General features: G+C 36.0%; 13 protein-coding genes and 3 pseudogenes. 14 read left to right on the top strand and 2 right to left on the bottom strand.

The genetic code is table 11. The features are described 5' to 3' along the window. The first annotated feature begins 10 nt into the window (after positions 1 to 10). From AN490_RS20260 to AN490_RS20205, 12 genes and pseudogenes are all read left to right on the top strand, one after another. Positions 11 to 1,327, top strand: coding sequence for a flippase (locus AN490_RS20260; protein ID WP_300006640.1), 1,317 nt, complete (start codon positions 11 to 13; stop codon positions 1,325 to 1,327). A 142-nt stretch (positions 1,328 to 1,469) separates the two neighbouring features. Beyond that, on the top strand, positions 1,470 to 2,189 hold the full coding sequence (locus AN490_RS20255; RefSeq protein WP_300006639.1) for an FkbM family methyltransferase: 720 nt from the start codon (positions 1,470 to 1,472) through the stop codon (positions 2,187 to 2,189). 2 nt (positions 2,190 to 2,191) lie between these two features. Beyond that, on the top strand, positions 2,192 to 3,052 hold the full coding sequence (locus tag AN490_RS20250; RefSeq protein ID WP_300006638.1) for a glycosyltransferase family 2 protein: 861 nt from the start codon (positions 2,192 to 2,194) through the stop codon (positions 3,050 to 3,052). Further along, positions 3,053 to 3,909: pseudogene (locus tag AN490_RS20245) on the top strand (glycosyltransferase family 2 protein). A 51-nt stretch (positions 3,910 to 3,960) separates the two neighbouring features. Then, positions 3,961 to 4,203, top strand: a complete 243-nt coding sequence (locus AN490_RS20240; protein ID WP_300006637.1) for a hypothetical protein — start codon at positions 3,961 to 3,963, stop codon at positions 4,201 to 4,203. Positions 4,204 to 4,248: 45 nt separating this feature from the next. Then, on the top strand, positions 4,249 to 5,502 hold the full coding sequence (locus AN490_RS20235) for a glycosyltransferase family 4 protein (protein WP_300006706.1): 1,254 nt from the start codon (positions 4,249 to 4,251) through the stop codon (positions 5,500 to 5,502). 19 nt (positions 5,503 to 5,521) lie between these two features. Next, the gene (locus tag AN490_RS22955; protein WP_366925056.1) at positions 5,522 to 6,706 is read left to right on the top strand and encodes an EpsG family protein; all 1,185 of its coding nucleotides are present in this window, start codon (positions 5,522 to 5,524) and stop codon (positions 6,704 to 6,706) included. A gap of 152 nt (positions 6,707 to 6,858) precedes the next feature. After that, positions 6,859 to 7,839 carry a WcbI family polysaccharide biosynthesis putative acetyltransferase gene (locus AN490_RS20225; RefSeq protein WP_300006635.1) on the top strand — a complete coding sequence of 327 codons (981 nt, stop codon included), beginning with the start codon at positions 6,859 to 6,861 and terminating at the stop codon, positions 7,837 to 7,839. 42 nt (positions 7,840 to 7,881) lie between these two features. Continuing rightward, positions 7,882 to 8,670 (top strand): glycosyltransferase, encoded by a 789-nt coding sequence (locus AN490_RS20220; RefSeq protein ID WP_300006634.1) that lies wholly within the window; start codon positions 7,882 to 7,884, stop codon positions 8,668 to 8,670. A 2-nt stretch (positions 8,671 to 8,672) separates the two neighbouring features. Then, entirely contained in the window at positions 8,673 to 9,842 is a 1,170-nt protein-coding gene (locus tag AN490_RS20215; RefSeq protein ID WP_300006633.1) for a glycosyltransferase, read from the top strand. 51 nt (positions 9,843 to 9,893) lie between these two features. Next, positions 9,894 to 10,961 (top strand): glycosyltransferase family 2 protein, encoded by a 1,068-nt coding sequence (locus AN490_RS20210; protein WP_300006632.1) that lies wholly within the window; start codon positions 9,894 to 9,896, stop codon positions 10,959 to 10,961. A 169-nt stretch (positions 10,962 to 11,130) separates the two neighbouring features. After that, a pseudogene (locus tag AN490_RS20205) lies at positions 11,131 to 11,379 on the top strand (GDP-mannose 4,6-dehydratase); the annotation flags it as partial. 101 nt (positions 11,380 to 11,480) lie between these two features. On the opposite strand, the gene AN490_RS20200 reads toward AN490_RS20205, so the two are convergent. Both AN490_RS20200 and rpsF read right to left on the bottom strand, forming a co-directional pair. After that, on the bottom strand, positions 11,481 to 12,041 hold the full coding sequence (locus AN490_RS20200; protein WP_213712887.1) for an Npun_F5560 family protein: 561 nt from the start codon (positions 12,039 to 12,041) through the stop codon (positions 11,481 to 11,483). 315 nt (positions 12,042 to 12,356) lie between these two features. Beyond that, positions 12,357 to 12,680: a 30S ribosomal protein S6 gene (gene rpsF / locus AN490_RS20195; protein WP_300006631.1), complete on the bottom strand. Its 324-nt coding sequence runs from the start codon at positions 12,678 to 12,680 to the stop codon at positions 12,357 to 12,359. Positions 12,681 to 13,840: 1,160 nt separating this feature from the next. Between rpsF and AN490_RS20190 the strand changes: the two are divergent. Both AN490_RS20190 and AN490_RS20185 read left to right on the top strand, forming a co-directional pair. Next, positions 13,841 to 15,413, top strand: a pseudogene (locus tag AN490_RS20190) (reverse transcriptase domain-containing protein). A gap of 120 nt (positions 15,414 to 15,533) precedes the next feature. Continuing rightward, a complete protein-coding gene (locus AN490_RS20185) occupies positions 15,534 to 15,998 on the top strand; it encodes an IS200/IS605 family accessory protein TnpB-related protein (RefSeq protein ID WP_300006630.1) in 465 nt (154 codons plus the stop codon). The last annotated feature ends 10 nt before the right edge of the window (positions 15,999 to 16,008 follow it).

Here is a 16,008-nt window from a genome sequence, read left to right as displayed (position 1 = left end):
AGAATTGCTGATGCTGCGTAGATTAGATATCAAAAAGAAGTTGTCACTTCTCAAATCTAGTGATAGACTCCGGGGTATTATTGCCAATACAGGGTGGCTTTTTGCAGACCGTATCCTTCGCATGGGTGTGGGATTATTTGTAGGAGTTTGGGTCGCTCGATATTTAGGAGTAGAACAGTTTGGAGTTTTTAACTACGCGACTGCTTTTGTAGCCCTATTCAGTACCCTTTCCACTCTCGGTTTAGATGCCATAGTAGTCCGCTCTATTGTGCGTGAACCTGAAAAGAGGTTGCAAATTTTAGGGACAACATTCTGGCTCAAATTGATTGGTGGGATTGCAGCTTTAGTATTAGCAGTTAGCTCTATTATTTTGCTGCGTCATGATGACCAGTTGACTATTTCCCTAGTAGCGATTTTGGCATCTGTAGGGATTTTTCAAACTTTTGACACTATTGACATTTGGTTTCAGTCTCAGGTACAGTCTAAGTATACTGTAATTGCTAAAAACACAGCTTTTGTCATTACTGCCTTAATTAAAGTCATTTTAATCAGTATCCATGCTCCATTAATTGCTTTTGCTTGGACAGCATTAGGAGAGGTAGGCTTAGGTGCGATCGGTTTGATCATATCCTACAGAGTTAGGGGTTATTCACCTTGGTTGTGGCCTTGGAGTCTGCCATTAGCTAAGACGCTTCTCAAGGAAAGTTGGCCTTTGATCTTGTCTGGTGTAACTATCATGATTTACATGAGAATTGACCAGATCATGCTGGGTCAAATGGTTGGTGACAAAGCTGTTGGTCTTTATTCAGCAGCAACTCGGATTTCTGAGGTTTGGTATTTCATTCCTGTGGCGATCGCATCTTCGGTATCTCCTGCAATTTATGCGGCTAAAGAGGTAAGTGAAGCTCTGTATTACCAACGAATAAAACAGTTGATCAGAATGCTAGTGTTGATTTCTCTTGTAATTTCTGTGCCGATGTCTTTGATGTCTGGTAAACTAATTACAATACTTTTTGGTAATGGTTACGCCGAAGCTGGAAAGATATTAGCAATTCATATTTGGGCTTCTTTATTTGTATTTATGGGGGTAGCCACATCACCTTGGTTTATAGCGGAAGGTTTAACTGAGTTTTCATTTCATCGAACTCTGATTGGGGCAGTTGTAAACGTTGTGCTAAACTTCCTTTTAATTCCCAGTTATGGTGGTATTGGTGCTGCGATCGCTACTGTTATAGCTTATGCCATAGCTGCATTTTTGGCTAACGGACTGAATTTAAAGACTCGTAAAATATTTATAATTCAATTAAAATCACTTCTATTATTTTAAGTTTTTGATAGACTTTTTAATAAAAAATATGGTTGAGATGAATAATTATAAAAAATATGTCAGTATTTAAGGTGATCTTGTTCATCAGTTCTACCATAGATAAAATAAACTCACTATTTGATTAAATGTACAGGTTCTAAACATGAAATATCAGCTAAGTAAGATAAAAAGTCAACTAAGTGAATTACGCAGAAAAATTTATGAGTATTTTGGAAATCCTAAATATTCTAGACCTGGATTGAATGGTTTGGATCTGAAGTTGGAAAAGTATCTAAATTTCAAAAATGGTTTTTTTATTGAAGTCGGTGCTAATAATGGATATACACAAAGCAATACCTACTACTTAGAAAAATTCTTAGAATGGCGGGGAATTATGATAGAAGGAATTCCTAGTTTATATGAACAATGCAAGCGTACGAGAAACAAGTCATCAGTTTATAATTGTGCTTTAGTTTCTAAGGACTTTTGTGATAGTTTTGTGGAAATGCACTATGCAAACTTAATGTCGGTAGTAGAAAATTCTCTTAAAGATCAGGAAAAACAAATCCAACATATTCAATCTGGTTTAGAAATACAGAAAATTAATAAATCTTATAGTATTAAAGTGCCAGCCAGAACTTTAGAGTCTATTTTGGATGAATTTACTAACATACCTCAGATAGATTTTTTTTCTTTAGATGTTGAAGGTTATGAGCTAGAAGTATTGCAAGGCTTAAACTTGGACAGATATAAGCCTAAATACATTCTTGTAGAGGCCAGATTTTTTGATCAAATCAACTCATTTTTGACTAATTATTATGATTTAATTGCACAGCTTTCACACCATGATTACCTTTATCAATTACGAGATATAAATAAGTGAACATGAAAACACCAGTTGCCTTTATCATTTTTAATCGTCCAGATACAACCAAAAGAGTATTTGAAGCAATTCGTCAGGCTAAACCTCCTGCAAGGGCAATTATTAACGACGTTGATTGGGAATGTGAGGTATTAACTAACTATTCAGATATTAACTTAGGATGTAAAATAAGGGTTTCCGGTGGATTAGATTGGGTATTTTCTGAAGTTGCAGAAGCTATTATCCTTGAAGATGATTGTTTACCTCATCCTAGTTTCTTTGCTTTTTGTGAAGAACTTTTAGAACGTTATCGAGACGATACAAGAATTGGTATTATTTCTGGACAAAATAATCTATTTGGCTACAGAATCAGCCCATATAGTTATTATTTTTCCAAACATCCATATATTTGGGGTTGGGCAACTTGGAGAAGATCATGGAAGTATTATGATTCAAAGATAAGTTTATGGACGGAAGTTAGAAATGGTAATTGGCTAGAAAATATTCTGCCAAATAGAAAGGCAGTAAAATTTTGGGAGAAAATATTCCAAAATGCTTATAATGGAAAAGTTGACACTTGGGACTACCAGTGGACATTTGCTTGTTTAATAAATAACTTTCTTTGCATCACATCTAATGTAAATTTAATATCTAATATTGGATTTGCTGAATCTTCTACCCATACAAATAATAGTGACAGCAAATTTTCTAATTTACCCACTCAAGAAGTTACTTTTCCCTTAAAACATCCACCTTTTGTAATTCATGATAAAAAGGCAGATGTTATAGCCTATAAAACTATATTTGGTGTTCTTTCTTTAATTGATAGATTGTGGGGAAAATTCAAAAAATATTATCATAACATTGTAATATTTAAAATTTAAATGAAAACTCCAGTTGCCTTTATCATGTTTAATCGTCCAGATACAACCAAAAGAGTATTTGAAGCAATTCGTCAGGCTAAACCTCCCAAGCTTTTGGTAATGCAAGGGCAATTATTAACGACGTTGATTGGGAATGTGAGGTATTAACTAACTATTCAGATATTAACTTAGGATGTAAAATAAGGGTTTCCAGTGGATTAGATTGGGTATTTTCTCAAGTTGAAGAGGCTATTGTTTTAGAAGATGATTGTCTTCCCCATCCTACTTTTTTTCCTTTTTGTGAAGAACTTTTAGAACGTTATCGAGAAGACACAAGAATTTGTGCTATTTCCGGACAAAACGTACAGTTTGGTCGAAAACGGACAGATTATAGCTACTATTTCTCTCGTTACAACCACTGTTGGGGGTGGGCTAGTTGGAGACGAGCTTGGAAAAACTTTGATTATGATATGAAGTTATGGCCTTTCGTCAGGGATAACGGCTGGTTGAAAGATATCTTAAAAGATGATGCTTCTGTAGAATATTGGACTAAAATCTTGCAATATGTTTATGACGGAAAGATAAATAGTTGGGCGCTTCGTTGGACATTATCATGTTGGTTACATAATCAACTGAGCGTTTTATCTAACGTTAATTTAATCTCCAACATTGGCTTTGGTGAGGAAAGTACAAATACAAAACAATCGGCGAGTATTTTTTCTAATATGTCCACTGACAAAGTGGAATTTCCTCTCAATCATCCACAATTTATGATTCAAGATACAAATGCTGATGAAATTACTCAAAAAACTTTATACTGTACGCCTTTAAACAGCCGCATTAAAGCAAAGATAGAAAGTATTTGTCATAAATTTTAGTTTTTGATTTTGTTTCAACTAATACTTAATATACTTGAAGTAGAATACAACATGAACATAGTGGAATTTATTTCAAAAGTCATCAAAAAAATTTCTAGTTCTGTTTTTAGACTTTTGGGTCGAGATAGTCTAACTTTCGTAAAAATTTTCCCTCGAAAGGATTTGGTTGAATTAGGAACGAAATATGGTGGTTGGGTTATTCCAGTAGGTTTACTTAGTTCTGATTCTGTTTGTTACCTTGTCCGTTGCGGGGAAGATATATCATTCGATATAGCTTTAATTGATAAAATTTGATTTGCTCACAAGGTAATGGTAATTATACATTTGTAAATAAAAATGATCAAACCCCTGCTACTTAACACTAGTGATATTATTGGAGGTGCTGCCCGTGCCGCTTATCGTTTACATCAAGGCTTAAAAAATATTGGTGTAGATTCACAAATGCTTGTACAAAACAAGCAGAGTGATGATTACTCAGTAATTGCTCCAGTAAGCAAACTAAGTAAAGGCATTGGCAAATTAACACCCACTCTCGATAGTATACCATTACAAATTTACCCCCAGCGCGATCGCTCTACCTATTCCGTTCAATGGCTACTAGATAACTTAGCCGCACAAGTAGCTCAGATCAATCCTGATGTGATTAATTTACATTGGATTAATGGTGGCTATTTAAAAATAGAGACAATTGCTAAGTTCAACAAACCCATAGTTTGGACGCTCCATGATATGTGGGCATTTACTGGAGGTTGTCACTACAATGGAGATTGTATGAATTACACAAACTCCTGTGGTACTTGCCCTCAACTGCATAGCAATAAGGAAAAAGACCTATCACGCTGGATTTGGCAACGGAAAACAAAGGCATGGCAAAACTTAAATCTAACTATAGTTACTCCTAGCCATTGGTTAGCTAAATGTGCCGCTTCTAGCTCCTTACTAAAAGATGTAAGAATTGAGGTTATTCCTAATGGACTGGATACGAAACAGTATAAACCAATTGAAAAATCTGTAGCACGGTCTATTCTCGGTTTACCTGAAGATAAGCAACTGATTCTATTTGGAGCTATGAGTGCAACGAGTGATCCAAGAAAGGGTTTTAATTTTCTACAATCAGCTTTACAAAATCTCAGTCAATCTGGGTGGAGAGAGCGAGTAGAATTGGTTGTATTTGGTGCATCTCAGCCTAAAAATCCTACTGAACTTGGCTTTAAATCACATTATTTAGGCAGATTAAATGATGATATTTCCCTCTCCTTAGTCTATGCAGCAGCGGATGTATTTCTCGCTCCTTCTGTGCAAGATAATTTACCGAATACTGTTATGGAGTCTTTAGCTTGTGGTACTCCCTGCGTGGCTTTTGATATTGGCGGAATGCCTGATATGATAGAACATCAACAAAATGGTTATTTGGCTAAAGCTTTTGATATAGAAGACCTAGCTAGAGGAATTGCTTGGGTACTTGAAGACAAACACCGTTGGGTAGCACTTTCACAACGTGGTAGGGAAAAAGTAGAGAATGACTTTACTGTAAAAGCCCAAGCGGAGAAATATATAAGCCTTTATCAGAGTTTAATTCCAAACAAAAAATAAATATTTATTCCCATTTATTATGATCCATAGACCGATATTCTTTTTAACTTTGTTATTTATGGGAATCTTGATATCTTATTGGCCTCGATTTAATGCAAGAGCTTACCAAATTACAAAAATACTGTTATGCTGCTGCATTTTTACTTTATATTACCTTGGTACACGGAACACAAATGATCTTAACGTTTATCAGAATTTTCTTGAAAGCATATCAACATTTGGTGTTGACAAAGTTTTAGAAACTACTCCCTACGAACCTCTTTCTACTATTTCTTTATGGTTATTTAGGAACTTTGATGATGGAGCTTTCGTTTGGCACGGTACTATAGTAGTATTTTTTTTATTATGTATAATCCATTTTATAGAAACTGCAGTCGGAAAAAATATTTATATACCAGCAATTTCTTTTGTAGCGGTACTACCAGCATTCTTTGGAGAGTTCGTTTTAAATCAGTCAAGACAGCTAATGGCTGCATCATTTCTAATTTTGTGTTCTTCTTTTCTTCTTTCCTACTCAAAAAATATTATTAATAATTCGGATCAAGTTAATTGGAAAAACGCTTTATTTGCTTTTATATTTTCAACATTGGCTTTTCTGTGTCACTATTCTTCACTAGCAATTAGTATATTAATTTCCCTAGTTGTAATACTATCATCATATTCTTCGTTATACGATAATAGTAGTCCTAATAAAAAACCAGTGCGAACATTAGTATTGATCAGTTTATTCATAGGATCTTTATATCCTATTTATGTAATTAGTACATTTAATTTTTTGGATGCTTCCATTTCAAGATACTCGAATTACCAAAATGCTAAAGGTACTTACACTTTTGTCGTAGAAAGTAAAAATGCAATATTTATTCAATTATTATTTTGTATTGATTTTATAATCCTTATAATTAACAATCGTAGTTATAGTAAATTTTATAACACCATAAAACAATTCTCAACAAATTTATCAGTAATCCTATACTTCTTAGGCTTTCTTGGATATGGCTTATGTTATTATTCGATTAATTCACCTGGAATTCAGGAGTTTGGCAGAAGGATGCTTTACTATGTTTTTGTAATTGAAGTCTTAGCATTTTTAGTTTCTATCACGAGGATAAAAAAACTGAGTTATATTTTATTTTTGACATTCCCTTTTATTATGTATACAACTATAATGATATGCTTTAGTGAGGATTTATTTGTTTTTTGAGACGTAAAACATATACTTGTATGTATACTCCGTAAGGTAATAAATTGAGCTTTTGCTTACATGGGATATATGGATGTAAAAACGCAAGTTATTATCTTCTTAAGTATAAGTATTCATGTGGTTAAAACCCTTTCACAGAGGAAATTTTATTTATGATGATACAAAGTTTATTTAATAAATCCATAAACAAGTCCTTAGAGCTTCTTTTATTAATTACTACGCAACTAAAATCAGGCAAAAGAAAAAAATGTTTGGTTTATGGAAACTGTCAAGCCCGTATAATATCTCGCATTCTATGTGCTAATCCTGGATTTTCTCTAAATTATGAGATAGTCAAATTTAAGCCAGTTTTCGAGATGGAAAAAGCTGATTTAGAAAATTTGAAAAGCATTATTCAGGAAATAGATTTGTTCATATATCAACCAGTGAAATCAGGCTATAGGGGACTAGAAGAACTTGGTACTGATTATATCAAAAATTTACTAAAGCCGCAGTCACTCTCAATTTCATTTCACTCTTTATATTTCAATAGTTATAATCCAGAAATTATATATATTAGTAAGCCAAATGCAATAGACGATGATCGGGTTTTTGTGGGACCATTTGGGGACTATCACAATAAAAATATAATTGATATGTTTATTCGTGGTTCTCAAGTCAAAGATGTCATAAAATTCCTAAATGATCCCGACGCTTTGGATACATTGTCGATTCAAGAAAATTTAAAATCATCAATAGATGAATTAGAAAGGAGAGAATGTGAATTTGGTATAGATGTAAAAATGGCTAGTCATGTTAGGCATAATTATCAACTAAAGCGGCTTTTTTGGACTAAGAACCATCCTAGTAATGATATTCTTTTTTATTGTGCTTCTAATATTCTAGAACGACTTGGTTTTTTAGACAATAAAAACATTTTGATGAAAAGATTAATAGCAACAGAGTTTTTAGATGGGACATATTTTAGCATTCATCCTGGAGTTTATAGAGCATTAGAACTGGCATTTCCCAATCCAAAATTTTATTTCATTAAAGAAAATCGAATTAGCCTTGATGATGCTGCGAGTATGTTTTTTGATTTTTATGACAAAAATTCACAAATAATAGAAGCGTACTTAGAAAATGCTAAATAGAGGATTCTATAAATTTGTTAATTATCTAAAATAAAATTTCTTATGAAAGAATTTAGCTTTGTTGATTTAAAAGAATCAGACTTAACAATTATAACTCTCACTTACAATTCTTCTGAATATATTAGAAGATGTATGGATTCCATAAGACTATCTTGTAATCGTGTGAGTGGTGTTAAAATATCTCACTTAGTTGTAGATGGATTTTCTAAAGATAGTACAATTGAAATAATTCAAGAAGTATCACCATCTACTTTGGTTTTGTCTCGCAAACCATCTGGAGTATATGAAGCTTTAAACTATGCAGTTTCGCTGGTTAAATCACCTTACGTAATGTATATTCATTCAGATGACGAGATTGATGAATACTTTATTGAAACAATGTTTCAAGTAATACTTAAATTAGATAATCATCAAAATCATACTTTATATGGTACGGTTGATTTTATCAATGAAAAATCCCATATTCTTTTTTCAAGAAAGCCTCCATTTTTTATACCTTTTGTTCAAAAAGAAGTCCCTATTATATTTCACCCCAATGCTATTTACTCAACTGCTTTAGAAAAAACTTATCCCTATAACTTAAATAGTGGATTAGTTGCTGATCAAGAACATATCTCAGAAATTGCTAGTAAGACTAAATTGATTAGAGTGCCAGCTGCGAAATATAGATTTAGGATGTCTCGTGCAAGTAGTACAATGAGAAACTTACAGTCTTCTGGGAATAAAAAAATATCTGTTTTATCATTACCAAGAATTTACATACGTTTGTTTGAAACTAAGTTGTTGGAAAGATTTATAATGAAACTGAAAAATCAGTCATATTGGAGCTAAGAATGACAGCAAATTTAATCATTTGGGTTGATCCGATTAATAGAGACGCGCATTTCTTGAAACTCATTGCCGAGCAAATTCATAACCAAAGTTTAGATAGTACCTTCAATTTCCGAGTAATAACAACTAATAGAACTGAGATGGAACTAAGTGAAACAGTTCCTTTGAGTCCTTTTTTTAGTAAGTTTACTTCTTTGCAATTAGGTAAATTACATCCATTTAAAAAGTTACAGATACTTTTGGCTTATTATCCTAGTTTTAACAGGATAGCAGGTGAATTAAATAAGAATAGCATTTTATTATATTCGTCGGGAGTTTCTTTGCCCAGACTAGAACTAATGGGTCTAGGTGTATTTAGACAAAAGGCAAAAAATCTAACTATGCTAGTTCATAATCTGGAGGATATTCAACAAACACCATTTTGGTTTTTTCAGAACAATCAAAGTAAAAACAAGCAATTTTTCTCCTCATTTGATAGATTAATATTTCTTTCAAAACATATGAGAGATGAAGCTTTAACACGTTTTAACTTGGATGTAGAAAAAACCTATGTAATGTTGCACCCCCACTTTCACCCGATGCTGGAAATGATTCAGCCAGATATTGATTTGGTGTCGCAAATCAGGACAGCAGCCAAGAATAAGCCAATCATGGCCTATATATCTAGGCTTGATTTAGATCATGGTATTGATATATTTTATCGAACTTTAGCAGAACTAGATGTATATGGTGTTGTTTTAGGACGTTTAGGTAAGGGATGGACTTTAGAGGCTAATCAAGCTTTAATAACGGAATTAGGAATTGATAGTAGCAAACTCTTCTTAAAAATAGGTAGTTATAGCTACTCGGAACTTCTGGGAGTTCTCGGCTTATCAGATTTCGTTTTAGCTCCTTATAGACAAATTTCTCAAAGTGGTGCCATTGCTTTAGCACTCGGTGAAAAAGTGCCTGTTGTTGCCAGCAACGTTGGGGCTAACAGAGAAATGGTGAGAAATGGTCTTAACGGAATTTTATTTAATACCAATGATTTAGATTCACTTTTGCAGGAAATTAAACTAACCTACAAGACAGGACAAACTATGTGCCATCGCTTTTTACCAACTCCATCTTTCAATTCCCATCTTGATCCAGAATTAGCTGTTAAGAATATGCTCAGTTGGCTGAATAAGTGATAAGTTGTATATCAGATTTTGTAAAATTGAGCAAAGTTTATACAAATTAATATGATTCCTACAAATATAGACAATCCTACATTGACAGTAGCAATACCAGCTTATAACGAAGTAGCAAATATAGAACGGATAGTTAGGGAATTCCTTTCAACAGCCTATCCAAATCTAATAGATGTATTCGTTGCTGATGGTGGGAGTACAGATGGAACTCAAGATATTATTAAAAATCTAGCCCTAGAAGATGCTAGAGTCAAGCTTTTACACAACCCATTAAAAGTTCAATCTGCTGGACTCAATCTCATATTACAGGAATGCACGGGTGATATTTTCCTGAGAGCCGATGCTCATTCAGACTACGCTCCTGATTATATAGAAAGATGTGTAGAAGCATTACTAGAATCCAATGCTCTAAATGTTGGTGGAGCGCAACGGTTTGCTGCTAAAACACCTTTTCAAGCGGGAATAGCTTTAAGTTCCAAAAGTATTTTAGGCAGTGGTGGAGCAAAATATAGAGATTCAAATTATAACGGTTATGTAGACACTGTTTATTTAGGGTGTTTTTGGAAGAAAGCTTTGGCAGAAGTATCAGGTTATTCAACAGAAGCAACTGCTAATGAAGATGCAGAACTAAACCAAAAACTACTTAAAAAAGACCAAAATGCAATCTATATTAGTTCCAAAATTCGCGTTTGGTACTATCCCAGAAAAACATGGAAATCCTTATATATTCAATATTTTAAATACGGTAGAGGACGTTATTTAACTAGTATCAAATATTCTGTTAAATCACAGATAAGAGGTATATTGCCATTTTTAGTAATATCATCAATAACTTTATTATTATTAATTGATTTATTGTTTCCTCGCCTGGGTTTACCTATTGAGATATTATTTATACTAGGGCTGTCATTACCATTTTTAGAAAGTTTGCGAGTCACAATTAAGTTAAGAACTAGTTTCGAGTCAGAAATTTGGCGGGATGATAAAGATAAAATACCATCATTCCTAAGTCGCTGGTTTCTCTGTGGAATTGTCTTGTTAACAATGCCAGTTGCTCATTCATTAGGTTATGCTTATCAATTAATTAGGCATAGAATTTTCAGAGTCAGTGGCTGGTAGAATATTCGTTATTTTTCTTAGATATAGTATAAATTCTATCCATCTGAAATTAACGGTTAAAATTCACCCCTTTCTGTCTTGTTTGTAACCAACTATTAAATGGCAAATCGGTAATTATTAAATATCAACAAATGACTAAAAAAGCCCTAATTACTGGATTAACTTGATTTATATTATTGCTAGTGGTAAAACCCACTCAGTTAAGGAACTGGTAGAGTGTGCTTTTAACTTTGTTGGGTTAAACTGGCAAGATTACGTTGTCGTTGATCCTGCTTTTTACCGACCGGATGAATCAGTGCTATTATTGGGTAACATTGACAAAATTCAAAAACAATTAGGCTGGAAACCTCAATATTCTTTTGAGCAATTAGTAGAGCTAATGGTAGATCATGACCTGAAGGAATTAGTAAAAAACTAAATAATATTGGGTGGATTAAAGTAAACAAAAAGATCCCCGACTTCTTTAAGAAGTCGGGGATCTGACTATTACAAGATTTAATTCAAATACAGTCACAAATTTTAGACATTCTGGGCAGTAGGTACACTATCGGTTGTAACTTCCGAACGAGGAAAAGTAGGTAAATCAATACCGCCATGATTTGTGTAGCGGTTTTTAAGTGCTAAACGATAACTCACACTTTGCAATTCGGCTTGCAATTGGCGATTTTCTCGTTGTAGGATTGTGACCTTGTCTCGCACTGGTGTCATGCGTTCCTCAAACTTACGACGGTAAATTTGGGGTAACTCCTGTACTACCTGCTCTAACATTCGACTACGATCAGTTAGTTCTTGTACAGACTGTCGTAATTGGTAAATCTCCGTATCACGATTCGTAATTTGCTCTTGATAGAACGTCACCTGCTGTTCGACGGCTTGGATTTGATCTCTTAAAGCCTGCAATTGACTCAAATCTATCTCTGGCTCAGATTTTGGCGGTGTAAAGTTAGTATTACCCTTAACTAGCCGGAATAGTTCTTGAGATAACTGTTGAACTAATTGATCTCGCAGTTGCAAGTCTTGGCGCAACTGGGATATTTCGGTAGACAGTTCTTGGATGTTTGGTATATCAGATTGGCTCACAGTCACTTAAAGCTCTTACTTAATATATATAGTTAATTTTTCACTTGCGCCCATTATATCACATAGGTCGCAATTCGAGTGAAATAATTGAGCGATTTTTAGTAATTTCCTGATGTCGCAGTATGACGCAGGCCATACTGCTGAACTGCTGAGAGACTTCCAATTAAAGAAATATCCAAAATTTCTTGTAGTGCGGGCATCTTGCCCGCTAATAATACAAGAACGATACCACAAAATTGGATAGCGAAGTCCTGCTGCAAGCAGTTCATCTTTTTTGTGGAGTTATCTAACTAATCACTTCGGAAAACACGGTTATTAAGCTGCTACAACTTCTTCTGGTTTTTCTTTGTGAACTTCTTGCTTGACTGTCATATAGCGAATCACTTCTTCACTCAATCGCATTGCGCGTTCCATGATAGCAATTACAGTTCCAGGACCTGTGTAGTTGAGTTGAACATAAACGCCATCACGATGCTTTTGAATTTCATAGGCCAGACGACGCTTACCACGGTTTTGAATTTCAATATTCTCAGCACCGTGTTCACGAATTAAGTTTTCGTATTTGGCGATTTGTTGTCCTACTTGCTCATCTCCCAAGTCAGGACGCAAAATGTACATGGTTTCGTAAACTGTGGTCATATTTTTTAATTCACCTTATGGACAATGGCTGAAGAGGTATTAATTTATACAAATATTGCCGTGGGCGATACTTTAATTGATTAACATCTCAAGCAACAAGGAATTTTGACAATTTTTTAGTTATTCTACAGTAGCACAATTTTGAGCAGGATTTGTCCACTGGTTAATAGTTTGTTAATTAAGGTCATAAGATTTTCAATATTTATCATAAGACCTCGCGGTAAGCGGGAAACGAGCGTGTCTTTAGACCTGAGAGGGATGGTATGGCTAACGCCACGCTACGCTATCGACGCAGCTCACCAGCCGCGACACGGGCAGTTCGACAAGTGTTACAGTGAGCTTGTCGAACTGCTCACTGACCACGGTTTTAACCGCTGTGGTCTTTGGTGCATATTGACAACCTTTATGTTTTTCGCTAGGATGACTCTAGTTACAGCGAAACTAAAATGTATCTGACTCAAAAGAATCAAATACGGGGACTCAAAGCTAATGAATTTACAGCCCTAAAGGAACTCTGTAGACTGAGCAAGAATCTCTACAATGTAGGGCTTTACACAGTTAGGCAGTATTACTTTCAAGAACGGAAACATTTGAAATATGAGTCCAAGTGCGATTCGTTGTTAGCTGAATCACGGTAATCAGTCCGTACATAAGCTAACCAACCCAATCTAACAATAGAGAAGGTTGAACTCTCGGTCTGATATGGGTGTAAGTCCCATCTGCCAGACTCAGGTATGACTCCCTATCTGCCCACGATGACCCGACTCGGTTGCGGGAGGTCGAAGCTGGGAACAGGGCGCAATCAGACATCTGTTGTGAGATGACACTGGTGCTAACGGGGAGTTCCTACGGTGAAACACCAGCCTAGAAAAGCAACCTAATTGTTAAGCAGGACACAACAATAAAACCTGACTTCATTGGAGTTTAATTCCCGCCGCACTTTTGGACAGTAGCGGTAAGAGTCCAGGGAATCCAATGGTTGAAGTGGCTACACCTAAGGGAATTATCAATCAACCGAGGGAACGAATAAAAACGGATTGAGGGTCTAAGGGTGGTCGAACCCTATAAGTAGGCTGGACGAGCAGCGGAATCCCTTCAATTCGGGTAGGACAGACCGTAATTGGTCTGAGGTGTTCAGAATACACAGATTGGAGCAGAGCATGATTAGACACAGAGACAACTAAGCGTGAATCCTGGAAGATGTTGCCTTGGAAGAAATTCCGCCGCAACCTATTTCGCCTACAAAAACGAGTGTACAAAGCGGTTCAAGTTGGCGACAAGCGTAAAGCTAAGTCACTACAAAAGCTGATTCTGAAATCAACCGCAGCAAGATTACTGGCTATTCGACAAGTAACACAGCTAAATGCTGGGAAAAAGACAGCGGGAATAGACGGGAAAACCGCTCTAACCTATGAGCAAAGGTTTGAACTGAGTGAAAAACTCAGAACCGAAAATAACGACTGGAAACACCAGGGATTACGCGAAATACCCATCCCCAAAAAGGACGGTAAAACCCGGATTCTCAAAGTCCCCACTATTGCTGATAGGGCATATCAATGCCTTATTAAATACGCATTAGAACCAGCGCACGAAGCAATCTTCCATGCTAGGAGCTACGGGTTCAGAACGGGACGGTCAGCGCAAGACGCGCAGAAAATCCTGTTTACCAACCTAAGCTCCCACGCTAATGGAATAGAAAAACGAGTTATAGAACTCGATATTGAAAAATGCTTTGACAGGATAAACCACACCGCAATCATGGACAGACTCATCGCTCCTTATAGCATCAGACAGGGAGTATTCCGCTGTCTCAAAGCCGGAGTCAACCCAGAGTTCCCTGAACAAGGAACACCCCAAGGCGGAGTGGTAAGTCCACTTTTAGCTAACATCGCCTTAAATGGGATTGAAAGTATTCATAGATACCACCTTAAAGGATTTAGAATTACAGACAAAACCCCAAAAGAAAGTATTATCGAGCCAACAATCCGCTATGCGGATGACATGGTGATAATACTTAGACCTCAAGACGATGCCACAGAAATACTTGACAAAATCAGTCAGTTCCTAGCAGATCGGGGAATGAAAGTCAGTGAGAAAAAGACGAAGCTAACCGCCGCGACAGATGGGTTTGATTTCCTCGGCTGGCATTTCAAAGTCCAGAAAAACGGAAAGTTTAGATGCGTCCCATCAGTGGACAATTACAAAGCTTTTCGCAAGAAAGTAAAATTCATCGTCAACAACTCGAATTATGGTGCTACCACAAAGGCTGAGAAATTAGCCCCTGTAGTTAGAGGCTGGAGGAATTACCACCGCTCCTGCAAGATGGACGGGTCACGTAACTCGCTATCCAATATCCGAGCAAGAGCTTTCAAGGTATTCAACAAGGAAGCCAATCAGAATCGCCATACCTGTAAACAATTACTAAAAAAGGCATTCCCAGCAGTTCCCTACTCCGAAAACAAACACATCAATGTCAAAGGTGAGAAATCGCCCTACGACGGAGATTTAACTTATTGGAGTGAACGCAACAGTAAGTTATACGACGATAATACCTCTAAAGCCCTTAAACGGCAAAGCCATAAATGTGGACATTGTGGACTAAAAATGCTCAGTGATGAGAAGGTACATTTACATCATGTTGATGCCAATCATAACAATTGGAAACCAAAAAACCTTCTAGCAATTCATGAAAGCTGCCACGATTATATACACATGAGCAAAAGCGAAAGCTAAGAACGTCGGAAGCTGGGTGCAGTGAAAGCTGCACGCCCAGATTTAACAGAGAGGGGCAGGGAATAATATCCCTCCTCGACTCTACATAAAGAAAACGCTAGACTGCAATCTATTAAAGATTTGCAGAAAATCAAGGGGACTACCGAGCGTCAAGCTAAACTGGCTATTAATCGTAATGCCAAAGTTCGGGATTACTTGAACAAAGCGGCTAGATATGTCATAAACCACTGTATTGAACATCGTATTGGCAAGCTGGTAGTTGGATTCAATCTTGAGATCAAACAATCCATTAATATTGGTTCTCGCAATAATCAGAACTTCGTGCAGATTCCCCACAGCAGCTTTAGATTTAAACTGAAAGCTCTCTGTGAGCGATACGGAATCAAATACGTGGAGCAGGAAGAATCTTATACTAGTAAAGCTAGTTTTTTAGACAATGATACTATTCCTGTTTTTAATGCCGACAATCCCAAGAAGCACGAGTTCTCTGGCAAGCGAATTAATCGGGGTCTGTATCGTACTCAATTTGGTATTCTGGTGAATGCAGACTGCAATGGTGCAGCCAATATTCTTGTGAAAAAGTAAGCACAATGCT

This window comes from Anabaena sp. AL09, assembly GCF_001672255.1.
Taxonomy (GTDB): domain Bacteria; phylum Cyanobacteriota; class Cyanobacteriia; order Cyanobacteriales; family Nostocaceae; genus Dolichospermum; species Dolichospermum lemmermannii.
Note: the sequence above shows the minus strand (reverse complement) of the source record. Positions and strands in the feature narration are given on the sequence as shown.

Excerpts from the sequence above, each read along its gene's own strand:
- AN490_RS20220 (WP_300006634.1), top strand. The coding sequence starts at position 7,882 with ATGAAAGAATTTAGCTTTGTTGATTTAAAAGAATCAGACTTAACAATT.
- AN490_RS20240 (WP_300006637.1), top strand. The coding sequence starts at position 3,961 with ATGAACATAGTGGAATTTATTTCAAAAGTCATCAAAAAAATTTCTAGT.
- AN490_RS20215 (WP_300006633.1), top strand. The coding sequence starts at position 8,673 with ATGACAGCAAATTTAATCATTTGGGTTGATCCGATTAATAGAGACGCG.
- AN490_RS20250 (WP_300006638.1), top strand. The coding sequence starts at position 2,192 with ATGAAAACACCAGTTGCCTTTATCATTTTTAATCGTCCAGATACAACC.
- AN490_RS20255 (WP_300006639.1), top strand. The coding sequence starts at position 1,470 with ATGAAATATCAGCTAAGTAAGATAAAAAGTCAACTAAGTGAATTACGC.
- AN490_RS20260 (WP_300006640.1), top strand. The coding sequence starts at position 11 with ATGCTGCGTAGATTAGATATCAAAAAGAAGTTGTCACTTCTCAAATCT.
- AN490_RS22955 (WP_366925056.1), top strand. The coding sequence starts at position 5,522 with ATGATCCATAGACCGATATTCTTTTTAACTTTGTTATTTATGGGAATC.
- AN490_RS20210 (WP_300006632.1), top strand. The coding sequence starts at position 9,894 with ATGATTCCTACAAATATAGACAATCCTACATTGACAGTAGCAATACCA.
- AN490_RS20225 (WP_300006635.1), top strand. The coding sequence starts at position 6,859 with ATGATGATACAAAGTTTATTTAATAAATCCATAAACAAGTCCTTAGAG.
- rpsF (WP_300006631.1), bottom strand. The coding sequence starts at position 12,680 with ATGACCACAGTTTACGAAACCATGTACATTTTGCGTCCTGACTTGGGA.